Origin of the sequence: Achromobacter sp. ACM02 (assembly GCF_014851605.1) — a bacterium.
In the GTDB taxonomy this organism is placed as follows: domain Bacteria; phylum Pseudomonadota; class Gammaproteobacteria; order Burkholderiales; family Burkholderiaceae_B; genus Achromobacter; species Achromobacter aegrifaciens.
Genome location: NZ_JACUZY010000015.1, coordinates 18941 through 35093 on the forward strand (window position 1 = coordinate 18941; position 16153 = coordinate 35093).

12 protein-coding genes are annotated in these 16153 nt (G+C 60.2%); 2 read left to right on the forward strand and 10 right to left on the reverse strand.

Going from position 1 to position 16153, the window contains the following annotated elements; genetic code table 11:
- Window positions 1-6: 6 nt before the first annotated feature.
- The 5 genes from IB258_RS29520 to IB258_RS29540 all read right to left on the reverse strand — a co-directional run bounded on the left by IB258_RS29520 (window position 7) and on the right by IB258_RS29540 (window position 7459).
- Window positions 7-807: a ParA family protein gene (locus IB258_RS29520; RefSeq protein WP_054455845.1), complete on the reverse strand. Its 801-nt coding sequence runs from the start codon at window positions 805-807 to the stop codon at window positions 7-9.
- Window positions 804-1493: a 16S rRNA (guanine(527)-N(7))-methyltransferase RsmG gene (rsmG, locus tag IB258_RS29525; RefSeq protein WP_119449765.1), complete on the reverse strand. Its 690-nt coding sequence runs from the start codon at window positions 1491-1493 to the stop codon at window positions 804-806. Before rsmG ends, IB258_RS29520 begins: the two co-directional genes overlap by 4 nt.
- On the reverse strand, window positions 1490-3409 hold the full coding sequence (mnmG, locus tag IB258_RS29530; RefSeq protein WP_054455843.1) for a tRNA uridine-5-carboxymethylaminomethyl(34) synthesis enzyme MnmG: 1920 nt from the start codon (window positions 3407-3409) through the stop codon (window positions 1490-1492). Before mnmG ends, rsmG begins: the two co-directional genes overlap by 4 nt.
- A 2540-nt stretch (window positions 3410-5949) precedes the next feature.
- On the reverse strand, window positions 5950-6156 hold the full coding sequence (locus IB258_RS29535; protein ID WP_006216596.1) for a cold-shock protein: 207 nt from the start codon (window positions 6154-6156) through the stop codon (window positions 5950-5952).
- Between the two features lie 232 nt (window positions 6157-6388).
- The gene (locus tag IB258_RS29540; protein ID WP_119449766.1) at window positions 6389-7459 is read right to left on the reverse strand and encodes an AbrB family transcriptional regulator; all 1071 of its coding nucleotides are present in this window, start codon (window positions 7457-7459) and stop codon (window positions 6389-6391) included.
- 76 nt (window positions 7460-7535) lie between these two features.
- On the opposite strand from IB258_RS29540, the gene IB258_RS29545 reads away from it, so the two are divergent.
- Window positions 7536-8702 (forward strand): pyridoxal phosphate-dependent aminotransferase, encoded by a 1167-nt coding sequence (locus IB258_RS29545; protein ID WP_119449767.1) that lies wholly within the window; start codon window positions 7536-7538, stop codon window positions 8700-8702.
- Between the two features lie 224 nt (window positions 8703-8926).
- Here the strand turns inward: IB258_RS29545 and IB258_RS29550 are convergent, their stop codons facing one another.
- From IB258_RS29550 to IB258_RS29570, 5 genes are all read right to left on the reverse strand, one after another.
- Window positions 8927-10453, reverse strand: a complete 1527-nt coding sequence (locus tag IB258_RS29550) for a tripartite tricarboxylate transporter permease (protein ID WP_125470751.1) — start codon at window positions 10451-10453, stop codon at window positions 8927-8929.
- Window positions 10450-10887 (reverse strand): tripartite tricarboxylate transporter TctB family protein, encoded by a 438-nt coding sequence (locus IB258_RS29555; protein ID WP_119449769.1) that lies wholly within the window; start codon window positions 10885-10887, stop codon window positions 10450-10452. The genes IB258_RS29550 and IB258_RS29555 overlap by 4 nt, the downstream gene beginning before the upstream one ends.
- A 109-nt stretch (window positions 10888-10996) precedes the next feature.
- Window positions 10997-11995 carry a tripartite tricarboxylate transporter substrate binding protein gene (locus tag IB258_RS29560; protein ID WP_054455831.1) on the reverse strand — a complete coding sequence of 333 codons (999 nt, stop codon included), beginning with the start codon at window positions 11993-11995 and terminating at the stop codon, window positions 10997-10999.
- 120 nt (window positions 11996-12115) lie between these two features.
- Complete coding sequence (locus IB258_RS29565) at window positions 12116-13492, reverse strand: sensor histidine kinase (RefSeq protein ID WP_054455950.1); 1377 nt, start codon at window positions 13490-13492, stop codon at window positions 12116-12118.
- A 97-nt stretch (window positions 13493-13589) separates the two neighbouring features.
- A complete protein-coding gene (locus IB258_RS29570; protein ID WP_054455828.1) occupies window positions 13590-14267 on the reverse strand; it encodes a response regulator in 678 nt (225 codons plus the stop codon).
- Between the two features lie 489 nt (window positions 14268-14756).
- Here IB258_RS29570 and IB258_RS29575 point away from each other — a divergent pair, with 489 nt between their 5' ends.
- A complete protein-coding gene (locus IB258_RS29575; RefSeq protein WP_192353571.1) occupies window positions 14757-16124 on the forward strand; it encodes a ClcB-like voltage-gated chloride channel protein in 1368 nt (455 codons plus the stop codon).
- Window positions 16125-16153: the final 29 nt, after the last annotated feature.

Here is a 16153-nt window from a genome sequence, read left to right on the forward strand (position 1 = left end):
TGTGGCCTACTTCAGATCCTTCTTCACGCGCTCGATCATTTCAGCGCCAAACGAGATGTAGGCCTGCGCACCGCGCGAGCCGCGGTCGTACACCACGCCAGGCATGCCGTAGCTGGGGGCTTCGGCCAGACGCACGTTGCGCGGCACTACGGTCTTGAAAACCTTGTCGCCGAAATGCGCCTCTAGTTGCGCGGAGACCTGCTGTTGCAGGGTCATGCGCGGATCGAACATGACGCGCAACAATCCAATGACGCGCAGATCGTCGTTGATGTTCCGGTGCACGCGCTTGATGGTATTGACCAGGTCGGACAGGCCTTCCAGCGCGAAGTACTCGCACTGCATCGGAATGATGACGCCATGGGCGGCGGCCAGGCCGTTCAAGGTCAGCAGCGACAGCGTGGGCGGGCAATCGATCAGCACGAAGTCGTACTGCGTGGCGACCGTGTCGATCGCGGCCTTCAATTGGCGCTCGCGTTGTTCCATCTGCACCAGGTCGATCTCGGCGCCGGACAGTTCGCGGTTGGCGGGCAGCACGTCGTAGCCGCCAGACTCGGACTTCACGCGAGCCTGCTCGATGTTGGATTCACCGATCAGCACCTGGTACAGGTTCGACTCGAGCGAGTTCTTGTCGATGCCGCTGCCCATCGTGGCATTGCCTTGCGGGTCCAGGTCCACCAGCAGCACACGTTGGTTGTGCGTGGCAAGGCCCGCCGCCAGATTGATGGCGGTCGTCGTCTTGCCCACACCGCCCTTCTGGTTGGCAATGCAGAAAACGCGGGCGGAGGTGCTGGGGGGTATGTTCTTCATAGGGTTCCTTGACTACGGCGCATCCAGATCAGGCAGCGTTCGGCCTGCAATTCAGGCACGCGCAACTGCTGGATGTGATCGACTTGCCATTCTCCGCGCGCATGCAGCGCCTGTATTTCGTCCTCGGGGACCTTGCCCTTCATGGCGACGAGGGTACCATCGTTGCGTACATGGCGACCTGCGAGTTGCGCAAAATCGTCCAAGGAAGCGAAGGCGCGCGACGTCACGATGTTGCACTCGGCCGGAGTCAGCGTTTCAATGCGCGCGTGGCTGGCCTGCAGATTGGGCAAGGCCAGCACGCCACTCATCTGCCGCACGAAGGCCGTCTTCTTTTCAACTGCGTCCACGCAGGTCACCGACCAGTGGGGCCGCATGATCGCCAGAACGACGCCTGGCAGGCCGCCGCCCGATCCGACGTCGTAGACCTTGGCCGGCGTACCAGAAGCGCCCAGCGCCTCGCTGAACGGCCCCACAGCGGCCAGGCTGTCGAACAGGTGCTGGATCAGCATCTGCTGCGGATCGCGGATGGCGGTGAGGTTATAGGTCCGGTTCCAGCGCTGCATCTGCGACAGATAGTTCAGCAGCTTGGCCATCGTGGCGGCATCGGCCTCCAGCCCCAGTTGCTCGCAGGCGCGAGACAGGCGGCCGGCCATGTCCGCGCCGGCCGTATCGGCGTGCGCGCTCATGCCGCTTGCTTGCGCGAGCCGTAATGCAGGCGCTTCAGATGGATCAGCAGCAATGAGATTGCAGCGGGAGTGACGCCGGAAATGCGCGCGGCCTGGCCGATGGTTTCCGGGCGATGCGCCTTGAGCTTCTGGCGCACTTCAAACGACAGGCTGGTCACCGCGTCGTAGTCGACATCGGCAGGTATGGCCTGCTGTTCATGCGCGATCTGCTTCTGGACTTCAACCTGCTGGCGGTCGATGTAGCCGGCGTACTTCACCTGGATCTCGACCTGCTCGGCCAGCACTTCGTCTTCCATCACCCCGGGGCCGGCCAGGAGCGAGCCGTCGGCATTGCGGGCAGCCATCAAGGCTTCATAGGAAACATTGGGTCGTTTCAGCAGATCTGAAAGTGAGTACTCACGTTCAATTGCCTTGCCCAGCAGCGGTTCCGCAACTTCGGCGGGCAGTATACGCGGATTCACCCAGGAGGATTTCAAACGTTCGACTTCCGCGGACACCGCGTCGCGCTTGCGATTGAAGGCATCCCAGCGGGCGTCATCCACAATTCCCAGGCGGCGACCGATTTCGGTCAGACGTAGGTCGGCATTGTCTTCGCGCAGGCTAAGCCGGTATTCGGCCCGGGACGTAAACATGCGGTACGGCTCAGTCACGCCACGCGTGACCAGGTCGTCCACCAACACGCCCAGATAAGCCTCGTCGCGGCGCGGAGTCCATTGCTCGCGCTCCAGCGAGAACAGCGCGGCGTTGACGCCAGCCAGTAGCCCTTGGGCGGCCGCTTCTTCGTAGCCGGTGGTGCCGTTGATCTGTCCGGCAAAGTACAGGCCCGTGATCGCCTTGGTTTCCAGGGTGCTCTTCAATCCACGTGGATCGAAGTAGTCGTACTCGATAGCGTAGCCGGGGCGCAAGATGTGCGCGTTTTCCAGGCCGGGCAGGGAATGGATCAACGCCAGCTGCACATCGAACGGCAAACTCGTCGACACGCCGTTCGGATAAACCTCGTGGGTATCCAGCCCTTCCGGTTCCAGGAAGACCTGGTGCGACTCTTTGTCGGCAAAGCGATGGATCTTGTCTTCGATGGACGGGCAGTAACGCGGCCCCACCCCCTCGATCACGCCGCTGTACATCGGCGAGCGGTCCAGGCCGCCGCGGATGATGTCATGGGTACGGGCGTTGGTATGCGTGATCCAGCAAGGCAGCTGGCGCGGGTGCATGGCGACATTGCCCATGTAGGAAAACACGGGAATCGGATCCAGATCGCCAGGCTGCTCTTCCAGGATGCTGTAGTTGATCGAGCGGCCGTCGATGCGCGGCGGCGTGCCGGTCTTCAAACGTCCTTGCGGCAAGGCCAGTTCCTTCAGGCGTTGCCCCAGGGAGATCGCAGGAGGGTCGCCGGCACGGCCGCCCGAATAGTTCTGCAGGCCCACGTGAATCAGGCCGTTCAGGAACGTGCCTGCGGTCAACACCACGGACTTGGCGCGAAACTTCAAACCGATCTGGGTAACGGCGCCGACCACACGGTCGCCCTCCACCATCAGATCCTCGACCGCTTGTTGGAAGAGCCAGAGGTTTGGCTGGTTTTCCAAGCGGCCACGGATGGCCTTGCGATAGAGGACGCGGTCAGCCTGGGCGCGCGTAGCGCGGACTGCTGGTCCCTTCGATCCATTAAGGATGCGGAATTGAATCCCCGACTCATCCGTCGCCAAGGCCATCGCGCCGCCCAGGGCGTCGACTTCTTTGACAAGGTGGCCCTTGCCGATCCCGCCAATGGAGGGATTGCAAGACATTTGACCTAGGGTTTCGATGTTGTGCGTCAGCAGCAGCGTCTGGGCGCCGGTGCGGGCAGCAGCCAGCGCAGCTTCGGTGCCGGCGTGGCCGCCACCGACGACGATGACATCGAATTCGCGGGGATAGTCCATGATGGGGGGAGGTAAGAGAGAGCGTTCGGTGCTCATTATAGAGGCAGGGATTGCATGTTTCACGTGAAACATGCTTCGGCGCAGCAAGAACCTGATAAAGCCGAAAGCGCCGTCGGGAAAAAACAGCTTCACAGACTTCTAAGGCATGAATATGTCGGCAAGTGCCACTGCTTTGCCGCACCATGTTTCACGTGAAACGTCGTACCTATCTGGCCAAGTCACGTCCTTACTGCTGCATTACCGTTCCTCAAAGCCCCCATTTGCCTTGCGCTTACCCGCCCGTTGCCCTCAATTCGCCATATGCGAGTACGGGTGAGTGAGGTATGTTCCACGTGAAACATGTCGGATCTCCGTGGTGTCGCCCGCGTATATGAACACCCTATTCCCTGCCTAGAGTGATTCGTCCTCTCGCCCATATGCTGAATCCCCGGATGTTCCACGTGAAACATCCCCCCTACCGCGGCATGGAGAGCTCGTTCGGCTGGTAAAGTGGCCGCGCTCAATACCAATCACGATTGCATACTCCAACTACAGTCCAACCACGACCAAGCGTCGCATGCCATATCGTCATGAGCCTTTGCGCCATTTGAGGACGCCAGGATGTCAATTTTGACCATCCGCACTATCGATGTTTCACGTGAAACATCGTTGCCTATACGCAGCAGATGATCAATGTTTCACGTGAAACGTTGAGCATGCAGCGGGCGAGCAAAAGAAAAAGAGGCCTGTTTCACACCCAAGAATGTTCCACGTGAAACACGAACGCAGCACTCCAAAGGCCGGCAGAGATAGGAATACCGGCATCCGCTTGAGCCTCGTCGCTCAAGATCCGTACCAAGTCATCTCGTCTCATGAAACCTTATGATTTCAATCCCATGAAGGTTCATCCAAAAAAAAGGCGATTTTCCAACCCCTACCCTACCCCTTACCCGAAACAGAGCATTTTTTGCGTTTCACGTGGAACTTGAGTGTTGATAAGTGCGGCGAAACAGCTGTAGTCGTGGAGAGTCAAATCCACACGTACGGAACTCGAACTATCTCGTCAGCCCTAACGCAGCGCAACCAACATAAGATTTCTTCTTATCCGCCCTGCGCCAAACTGGCTAGGACCTGAAATGTCCAAACCCGCCAATTTGGAAAGTTCCTCTTGTCCAAGCCCGCACCTCACGCCGAGGCGATACCTGCCGCTCAAGGCGAGTCTATGCCGCAGAAATTTGGGATAACTCAGAAGCGGGAAATCAGACGGACAAAGAACTCTCGCAGCAGAGCTATTAAGTCCTGCACAGTGTTATCAACAGCTAGCAGATCCGATAGCTACCGACATTCGCGGTTTCACGTGGAACAACTCTGGGGATAAGTCATTGAAGGCCAATGCCTGGCGTGCCATAAAACGGCGCAGTGTGACCGACTTCGCAAAGTGCCAAGAAGCGTGAAAAAGCACAAATGCCCAACTGTCTTCCCTATGGCAGCAATCGATTATTTCTATTTTGGATGCTTACCAAACTGAGGAAACTCGGCTTTCAAACCAACTTGATAACGACGCAAAAAACCGTGGAAAACTATGTGGATAAGATCGTCGTCACTGCCACAATGAATTCTCGAAAACCCACCATGACAACCCTCGCCTCTGAATATAGCGAGGAACTCTGCCGTCGCATCCTGCTCTTAACACCGCAAAAAACGTGGAGACGGATTATTCACAGACCTATCCACACATTGAATCCTGCGGTCCGCCACTACGCGGACACCGTTGGTCAGGTCGCACGGATTCATTGACCAGACAATTATCTTGCCCGTCTGCCGCAACCCGCGCCATCATCCTTATGGGTGAGATCCAGCCTTTCATGTGAAACCCTGTGGAAAACTCGCCGAGCGCGATTCGGGCTCACCTATGATTGACCGCGGCGTCCACGATCCGGTTCCGTCCACGTGGTCCAAAGTCGCGTGCACCACTTCGGATATCTTCACTCAGGCCCCCTACTTCCGGACCCTATCCCCATTTCTATCCACAGGCGTTTGAGCCATCTCAGGGCGCCAAAGGGTGTAATTCTGTGCATAACCGGGATGGGGATATCTTTGTGAACAACCGGCCGCCGTGCAATCAAAAACGGGCCAGATCGGCCTCAGGACATTACGGCCGCGTCGCCCTTATTCCGGCTGAGATCTGCTCAATATTGCGTTAAATGCCTGTATTCCCTAGGGAAAGGCCATATAGAAACGCGAACATCACAGCAAAGCCGAATAAACCCAAGCAGCCTAGCTGGCCCCCGATGCCGTTCCAAGAAGGACGGGATAACTGTGCAAAACCTGGCTACGGATAAGCAATTGCTTCATTGCTGAGCATCAAAATGCTCATGCCCAAAAATAATTATCCACAAACTTATCCACGGCCGGAGAATATGTTAGTGAATACTAACTATTCACGCAGAACTAGCTGATCAGGCGTCGGTCGCCCAAATGAAACAACGCCCCAGACCTTCCGGTCTTGGGGCGTTGTAGCCAGGCCGAGCCTGGCGGACGGGAAATTGGGATTTCCCGATTTAGAGCGGGCGAATTTCGGCCGCTTGAGGTCCTTTCGGACCATCCTTGACTTCGAATTCGACTTCCTGGCCTTCGTTCAGGCTGCGATAGCCGCGGCCCTGGATGGCGGAAAAGTGTGCGAAAACATCGGTACCACCAACGTCCGGCGTGATGAAACCGTAACCCTTGTCAGCGTTGAACCACTTAACTTTGCCCTTCTGAGCCATTTTTTCTAGCGTCCTGTAATTAACTCGAAATGCAATGAATCAAGGACGCCGTGAGAACTGAACGACCGGTAGAAGTACCTGCGTTGCTGCTGCGTTCCCGCTTGCCGCCTAGCTGCAGAACGAGTCCGCGCGCTGCTTGAATCAACTGCGTAATCAGCATACTCAGCACACATTACAGACTCATATAGTTGTTTACCCCAATGTCGTATTTTTAATACTGGGTCTCGTTCCGCTAGGGCTTGAGGCCCTGCCGACGCGCCATAAATGCGTAGATCGGGCCAGTCACTATCACCACAAAAACCATGCGTGTGACATGGAAGGCGGTGACCACTGGGACCCCTAGCTGCAGCACTTTGGCGGTGATTGCCATCTCTGCAATGCCACCCGGCGTAGTGCCAAGAATCAAGGTGGGTATGGGCGCGGCGGACCATAGCGACAGCAAGGCGCCCAGACCGAACGCCAGCGCCAATGCGGCCACCGTGAAGCTCGCCACAGCGGCAATAAAACGCGGCGCGGCCCGAAAGAAATCCGGCCGATAGCGGTCGCCCAGCGACCAGCCGATCAGCAATTGGCCTATCTTCGGAACGTAGTCCGGCAGGGCCGACAGCTCGATGCCGTTGGCCGTAAGGATCATGGCGACCGACATCGGGCCCAGCACCCAGGGATTCGGCAACCGCAGCTTCATGAAGGCGGCGCCGCCGACGCAGGTCAGCGCGACCAGCGCCGCCAGCCCCCAAGCATGGACCACCTTGGGTCCAGGAACCGTGGGATCCAGTCCCGCCACGCCCCACCACTGGAAGATGAAGGGCACGGCAACCACCACCATCAGCACACGCACGCTATGCGCCGTGGCCACCCGGTCTATGCGCGCCCCATGACGCTCTGCCAGGTTCGCCATTTCGCTGGCTCCGCCGATGGCGGAAGAAAACCAGGCCGTCTTGAAATCCACATCGGTGTAGCGGCGCAGGATCGCCGTGCCCATGAAAGCCAGGCCCAATGCGAACAACATGCCGACGATGATGGGTCCCGCATTGCTGCCAATGTGACCTATCACCTGCGGCGTGAAGTAAAGCCCCAACGAAGTACCGATCACCCACTGGCCAGCATTGCGCGCCGGCCTGGGGCACGCGGTGCCCAAGCCCGCAATGCGTGTCGCCGCGGTCACCAGCAACGCGCCCAGCATCCACGGCAACGGGATGTGCGCCCACACCGCCAACAACGCGCCCGCCAATGCAAGCGCCAAACCGCCCAACACCCTCCACAACATGTTCTGACCCACGATACCGCCGCGCCTTAAGCTCATGTGAAAACCGAATTATGAGTTAGTGGGATACTTACGAAAACTCTCTCTGCTAGCAACGTTCACTCTCGCGTCCACCATGATCCGATCCAAACTTCCCGACGTTGGCACCACCATCTTTACCGTGATGAGCCGCCTGGCCATCGAACACAAAGCCATCAACCTGGGCCAGGGCTTTCCCGACTTCGATCCCGATCCCGCCTTGTGCGCCCTCGTATCCAAGGCCATGGCCGACGGCCACAACCAGTATCCCTACATGCCGGGCGTGGCCCCCTTGCGCGAAGCCATCGCCGCCAAGACACGCGAACTCTATGGCCATGCCTACGATCCAGAAACCGAGATCACCGTCACCAGCGGCGCAACCGAAGCGCTGATGGCAACCGTGCTGGCCGCCGTTGGCAGCGGCGACGAAGTCGTCGTCATCGAACCTTGCTACGACTCCTACCTGCCGGCGATCCGCCTGGCAGGCGGCACCGCCGTGCCGGTGCCGCTGCGCGCGCCCACAGAAGCCGATCCCTACTACCGCATTGACTGGCAGCGTGTGCGCGATGCCATCACGTCCAAGACCCGTCTCTTGATGCTGAACTTTCCGCACAACCCCACCGGCGCCGTGTTGGATGACAGCGACCTGGACGCGCTGGAGGCGATCGTGCGCGACACTGGCGTGCTGCTGGTGTCCGACGAGGTCTATGAACATATCGTGTTCGATGGCAAGCCACATGCCAGCGTGGCGCGTCGCCCGTTGCTGGCACAGCATGCCTTCGTGATCTCGTCCTTCGGCAAGACTTATCACACCACCGGCTGGAAGATCGGCTACTGCTGCGCACCGCGCCAGCTCAGCGCTGAACTGCGCAAGGTGCATCAGTTCATGGTGTTCACCGTGCCCTCGCCCATGCAGTTCGCGTTGGCCGAATTCATGCGCGATCCCAAGCCTTACCTCGATCTGCCGGCGTTCTATCAGGCCAAGCGCGACCGCCTCGCGCAGGGGCTGGCCAAGACCCGCTTCCGCCCTCTGCCCAGTCCGGGCACATTTTTCCTGCTGGCGGACTACAGCCAGATTTCCAAGCAGAACGAGGCCGACTTCGCACGTGACCTGACGGTGAATCATGGCGTCACGGTGATACCGGTATCGGCGTTCTATCGACAGCCCGACGCGGCGGAATCCAACCATCGCATCGTGCGCTTCTGCTTCGCGAAAAAAGACGCGACACTCGATGCGGCCTTGGAGCGCCTGGCGCAGGTCTGACGCCCTCTACTGATTGCCACATAGTGACTTCACTTTTCCTTTGCCTCTCTATACAAGCGCTTTTATTGAAAAACATGAATAAAAGCTCGCAATAAAAATAGAGACCATCCAAAGCGAATTCACAAACAAAAAAAGGGCGCCCATAAAAAAGGCGCCCTTTGCAATTTCCGGCCCAGGGTCTGCAGCGGGGCTGCTGCTCTTTACAACAGCCGCGCTGCCGGGAATCAGGCCGGACCAGCGGCAAGCTTTTTCGCTTTGCGCATGCGGCGCATGATCTGCGGCACGATTACGACCGCAGCCGCCCCCACCCACATCGAGATCGACACCGGGCTGGCGAACAGCACGCCGACGTCACCATCAGTCATCGACAAGGCGCGGCGCAGGTTCTGCTCCATCATGTTGCCCAACACCACGCCCAGCACCAGCGGCGCCATCGGCACGCCGAACTTGCGCAGGAAGTAGCCCAGCGCGCCTATGCCCGCCACCAGCAGCAGATCGAAAGTGCCCGCGTTGATGGCATAGACGCCGATGTAGCTGATGCACAGGATGCCCGGCACCATCAGCCATCCCGGCACCGACAGCACCTTGGCGAAGAAGCGCACCAGCGGCACGTTCATGACGAACAGCAGCACGTTGGCCACGAACAGTGAGGCGATCAAGCCCCACACCAGTTCGGGCTTGGAGTCGAACAGCACCGGACCCGGTGTGATGTTGTAGAGCGTCAGCGCGCCCATCATCACGGCAGTGGTACCCGAACCGGGCACGCCCAGCGTCAGCATGGGCACGAACGAGCCGATGGCCGACGCCGTGGCGGCGGCTTCCGGCGCGACCAGGCCGCGCATGTCGCCCTTGCCAAACTTTGCGTCCGGATCCTTGGCTTCGATGATGCGCTTTTCCTGCGAGTACGCCACGGCCGCGGCCACGCTGGCGCCGGCGCCAGGCAACACGCCCACGCCAAAACCCACCAGCGAGCTGCGCACCACGCTCCACCAGGTGAGCGCCATTTCCTTCAAGTTGAAAAGTTTGCGGCCGCTGGGCTTGACCTCGACGCTATGACCGGACATCACCTTTTCCAGCATTTCCAGCATCTCGCTGACCGCGAACAGCGCAATCACCACCACCACGAACTCGATGCCATCGGCCAGATGCACCGATTCGAAGGTGTAGCGATACACGCCGGAGTTCGCGTCCACGCCCACCACCGAAATCGACAGGCCGATCATCGCTGCCAGCACGCCTTTGACGGGCTGCTTGCCCAGCAAGCTGGTCAGGCAGCAGAACGCGAAAATCATCAGCACGAAATACTCGGCGGGGCCGAAGGCCAACGCCCACTTGGCCAGCAACGGCGCGAGCAGGATGATGCCCACCACCGACACGATGGCGCCGAAGAACGCGGACCAGGCGGAGAGCGACAGCGCCACGCTGGCCATGCCCTGCCGCGCCAGCGGATAACCGTCCAGCGTCGTCATGATGGCGCTGGCCTCGCCCGGCACGTTCAGCAGAATGGCGGTGATGCGGCCGCCGTATTCGGCGCCCACGTACACGGCAGCCAGCAGGATCAGCGCGGTCTCGGGCGGCAGGTTCATCGCGAACGCGATCGGAATCAGCATCGCCACGCCGTTGACCGGTCCCAGGCCGGGCAACACGCCCACCATGGTCCCGATGAACGAACCGATCATGGCCACCAGCAGGTTGGTCAGCGAAAAGGCGACGCCAAAGCCTATCGCCAGGTGATCAAGAATGCCGCTCATATCAGGGTCTCCAACAAACCGGTAGGCAGGACCACGTCCAGCACCTTGTCGAACAGCAAGAAAAACAGAATGCTCATGATGGCGCCGCCGATGGCGCACTTGACCCAACCGCCCCCGAACAGGCGGCCGACGAATATCGTCATCAGGGTTGTCGCAATCACGAAACCCAGCCACTGGAACAGGAAGGCATAGGCCACCACAAACGCCATCATCAGCGCGATGCGCGCATTGGCGCCGGGCGGATTGGCCTCGACCTGATGACCGCCCTTGTAGACCAGCCACAGGCCGCACAGGCCAATGATCAAGGCCAGCAGCAAGGGAAAGGCGCGCGGGCCCACAGGCTCATAGGCGAACGGGGCTTCGATTCCCCAACCCGCCGCGGTCATGAAGGCGGCCAGCGCTAGCGCCGCCACGCCCAATATTCGATCGTTCATGATCACTTTTCCGTTGTAGTCGCATCGCGCGGCGCAGCGCTCCCCTGCCGCCGCGGCAATGCCGGCGGCGGGGAATCCTGAAAAACGCGATAAGGGGGAGCCTTGCGGCTTACTTCTTGACGAGGCCGAACGAATCGGCCAGTTCGCCGTAGACCTTGACCTGGTTCTTCACGTAGGCGTCCAGCTCGGGACCCGTCTTGTTGAAGGGGAACAGGCCCTGCTGCTGGCGCAGCTTGTCGAACTCGGGCGAGGCCGCGGTCTTGTTGAAGGCGTCGACCCAAAACTGGTAGTCGCTGTCCGACACCTTCGGGCCGACATAGAAGCCGCGGATGATCGGCCAGACGATGTCATAGCCCTGCTCCTTGGCGGTAGGCACGGTGCCCAGCTTGCCCGGCAGGCGCTGATCGTTGAATACGGCCAGCACACGGATGGGTGCGCCGCCTTCGAGCATGGTGAAGGCTTCTGCCGCATCGCCCATGTAGGCCTGGATGTGGCCGCCGCGCAGGGCCGTGACGGCTTCGCCGCCACCTTCAAATGCCACGAAACGCATCTTCTTGAAATCCACGCCAGCCGCCTTGGCGGTCAGCGCGGCCTTCATCCAGTCCTGGCTACCCACGGTGCCGCCGGCGCCCAGCACGATTTTGGTCGGATCCTGCTTGAAGGCGTCCATCAGGCTCTTCAGGTCGGTGTACGGGGAATCGTTGCGAACCACGGCCACGCCGTAGTCGGTGCCGATGGCAGCCAGCCAGCGCACGTCGTTGACGTTGTACTTGCCGAACTTGCCCTGGGCCAGGTTCAAGAGCGAACCGCCCGAGAACGCCACGATGGTGCCCGGTTCGTTCGGGTGCTGGGCCACGATGTTGTTGTAGGCCACTGCGCCGATGCCGCCAGGCATGTAGACGATGCGCATGGCGCTCTTGAGCGCGCCGCTTTGCTTCAAGCCTTCGGTGGCCAGGCGGCAGGTCAGGTCGAAACCGCCGCCAGGCTGGGCGGGCGCGATGCATTCCGGGCGGCGCGGCTCGTCGGCCGCGTGGGCGGCGCCCAGGGACAAGGTAATCGTGCCCAGCGCCGCGACGGCGGCCAGGCGCAGTTTCAGACTAGTCTGCATTTTTTGCGTCTCCGAGATTTATAGGTCTAGGTATGGCTGGAAGCTCTGCTCAGACGGTTCTTTCCGCAATAACGGCCCCAGTGGACGCAACCGTACAAAAATGAAGCTTTCCAAAAGCTTTCAAATTCCGCCGTTTTTCTGGTGCGGCGCAGCATCTTCCGGGCGTTCCAGGGTAAACACCAATGCCGCTCTCAGGCCCGGCAAGGGCACCCGATTCTCCAGGACCAGCCGCGCCCCCAGGATTTCGGCAATCGTCCCGACAATGGCAAGCCCCAAACCGGCCCCGGGCTTGTTCTTGCCGGCGGCGCCCCGGCGAAAGCGGATGCAGGCGCGGGCAATGTCCTCCGCCGACATACCCGGGCCGCTGTCCTCGACCACCAGCCTGGCCTGGCCAGTGTCGATCTGGACCCTTACCGTGACTTCTCCCGCAGACGAGGTGTAACGGATGGCGTTGTCCACCAGGTTGCTGACCGCCTCCCTCAGCAGCCAGTCCGCCCCCTGGACCACCACCGGGCGGATCTCGGCTTCCAGGCCTATGTCGAGCTGGCGGGCTCGGGCGGTCGGCAGCAGGCTGCGGATGACCCCATCAGCCAGCTCCACCAGATCCACTGGCTCGGGGCTGAAACCGCCCTCGGCCAGCGAGGCGTCTTTAGCGCGCGCCAGCGCGAGCATTTGGTTGGTGGTGCGTACCGCCCTGTCCAACCCCTCTTGCATCGCCAGAAGGGCTGTACGGACCTCCTGGGGGTCTGTTTCACGCAAGGCATAGGCCGTCTGGGTCCGCAAAACCGACAAAGGGGTGCGCAACTGGTGCGAGGCGTCGTCCAGGAACTGGCTCTGGACCCTCGCCTGAGCCGCAAAACGGGCCATGTGGAGGTTTACGGCCGCGACTAGGGGTAGGACCTCCCCTGGCATGTCCGACGCGCTCACGGGGCTTAAATCGTCCGCAGAACGCCCTTCCACCTCCTGACGCAGCCTGGCCAGGGGACGCAGGGCCATGAAAACGCCCAGGACGATCACCAGGACGCTTATCAGGATCACGGCCAGGTCCCGTTCCACCGAGCGTACCAGCACTTGGTGCAGGAAGGCCTGCCGGGTATCCAGGCCTTCGGCCACCTGCACGATAACCCGTCCCCCTTTGTTGGCGTATAGCGGAGGATCCATGGGGCGCGCCAGCGCCGCAACGCGCACGGGCGTGCCCTGGTAGTCGGCATAGAAAAACCGCGGTTCCCCCGAAACCAGCGGCTCGGCAGGCATCGGCAGGCCAGGACTGCCGATTTCGGCCAGTCCGTCCTCCGTGGCAACCCGGTAGAACACGCTGCCATTGGCCGTCAGCTCGAAAAATTCCAGCATCAGGTATGGCTGCTCCATGGCTAATCCACCGCTGGCTGTGGATATGTTGTGGTCGATCGCGCGCAGCGCTCCAGAGAGCGAACGGTCGTAGGCAATGTCGACCTGGTTGCGCAGCTGGTGGTTCGACAGCCACAAGGCGCCCATCATCACGAAGACCAGGGTGGGGATCAGCCACCAGAGGAGCTGGCTTTTCAGCGTGCGATTACGTTTTTTTGCCGCGAAAAACCCCTTTTTTTCCGCACTTCTAGTTATCAACAAGGTTCTCCAGGCAGTAGCCCATGCCTCGCATGGTCACGATCTGCACACCGGTATCCGCCAATTTTTTGCGCAAACGGTGCACCAGGACCTCGATGGCCTCCAGGTTGATGTCTGCATCGTCCGTCAGGATGCGATCCAGGATCTGCTGCTTGTTGATGGGTTCGCCGCTTTTTTGGATCAGTACCCGCAGAACCGAGTGTTCACGTGGGGATAACTGCAAGGGCTGTCCGTTGACCGTGAATTTTTGAGCGGAAGTTTCGAAGGCCAGGTTTCCCAGCGTGAGCCGCGGGTGCTCTCTCCCGCGGCTGCGACGGATGAGCGCGATCAGCCGCGCTTCCAACTCTTCCACAACAAACGGTTTCGGCAGGAAATCGTCCGCTCCCTGGTGGAGCGTCCCGATTTTTTCGGCCAGCGAATCGCGCGCGGTCAAGACCAGCACCGGCGTACGGTCGTCCCGCGCGCGAATCTTCGCGAGCAAAGCATGGCCATCCATGCCCGGCAGTCCCAGATCGAGGATGACGGCATCGAATTCTTCCATCGCCAGCCTTCTTTCGGCGACCAGCCCGTCATCAGCCCATTCAACGACGAAACCAGCGTGCCTGGCCAGGCTTCTTGAAAGCCAGCGTGCAAGTTCGGCTTCGTCTTCTATCAGAAGGATTCGCATGGACGGAGTCCGGGGGGGGATGGCTGGGCGGAATGGGAGAGCATGTTTGGCTTTTCCTTTATTTCTCTTTATATAAAGACTAATGATTAATAAGGCCTGTGGATAACTACCTTAACCTTGAAAACCTCTTTTTTTTCATCAGCTTGCGACCGTTTTTGGCTGTGCAAGAACTCTGTGTGGGAAAAAAGCTGAAGTTGGACAAGATTTTGGACCCTGTCCGAAATCCCTGCTTGTTCAACTTGCCTCCACAAAATGTGCACAAGGCGTCTACTTAGGAGTTATCCACAGGGCATTTCTGCCGGACGGGTTCCAAAAACGGCACTTTTACCCCGAAAAACGTCCGGTTGCCACCCTGCTTTTTTGCCCTTCCAGGGGCCTTTAGAGGCCCTCCAGGACGTTCGCGGAAAGGGGCATTCGAGGGGAGGCGCGCAGCCATTCTTGACTGGGAACTGAACAAAAAGTGAGCAGGTTCCGCCGTAGAATTCCGCCATGGCGACAGAAATCAGAATCAAGAAATCAGGTTGGGCAATCTGGCTGAGAAGCCGTTTGTTGGCGGACAATTTGCCGGCCACGCTTTGCGCGGCGGCGCTGATGGGCCTCTTGGGGGCGCTGGCCACCGTGGTCTTTCGCGAAATGCTGGCCTGGACACAAATCGTGCTGGGCGGCGAGGACACTCCCCACGGCATGGTGTCTTTGGCGCGCGGGCTGAGTCCCTGGCAACGCTTCCTGATGCCGGCCATAGGCGGCGCCATCGCGGGCGCGGTCCTGCAAATGGCGGCCAGGTGGTTGCCCAAGCGCGGCGCGGCGGACTACATGGAGGCGATTTCCATCGGCCGCGGGGTTATCGGCTTTCGCCAGACCGTCGCGCGCAGCCTGTCATCGATTTTTTCCATCGGCTCCGGCGCCTCGATTGGCCGGGAAGGTCCCATGGTGCAGTTGGCAGCGATGTTGTCATCCCTGACCGGCCGCTATCTGGTGCTGCCTCCCAGGCATCTGCGTCTGCTGGTCGCCTGTGGCGCCACGGCGGGGATTACTTCCGCCTACAACGCGCCCATCGCCGGAGCCCTGTTCATTTCCGAGATCGTTTATGGCGCGATAGCTTCAGCCACGCTGGTGCCGCTGGTCGTATCGTCGGTCGTTGCGAACATTGTGACGCGCCAGATCCTGCATTACGACGCGGTTTTTCATATGCCGCCCTTCACTTTCGTGTCCGGGTGGGAAGTCATCAACTATCTGGGATTGGGGGTGATCGCCGGCCTGGCGGCGCCGCAATTCCTGCGCTTCCTGGACACTGCACGCGCCGCGTTCGGCCGCGTACCCGCGCCGTTGTGGGTACGCATGGCCTTGGGCGGCCTGATTGTCGGCGCCTTGTCAGTCGTGAATCCCGAGGTCTGGGGCAATGGCTACAGCGTGGTCAACAGCATGTTGCATACGCAGTGGGCCTGGCAGGCGGTGGCCGCCATTCTGCTGTTGAAAACGCTGGCCACCGCCGCCAGCGTGGGATCGGGCGCGGTAGGCGGCGTTTTCACGCCGACGTTATTCGTGGGGGCGGCGCTGGGCGCCTTGTACGGGACCGGCCTGCAGGCTCTGTTCCCCGCTGGGGATCTGTCGGCGGTATCGAGCTATGCGGTGGTGGGCATGGGGGCGTTGCTGGCCGCCACCACCTATGCGCCATTGATGTCCATCCTGATGATTTTCGAGATGACACTCAGCTACGAAGTCATGCTGCCGCTCATGCTGGCCTGCATCACAGGCTACGTGATTGCGCATCGGATAAGGCCGGATTCAGTCTATTCGAAATCGTTGGCCAGCAATCGGCGCGCGCAGCGCGTCGTTGTCAAGGAAAGTGAGGAATGATGGTATTTCACTAATACGAGTGAATACTC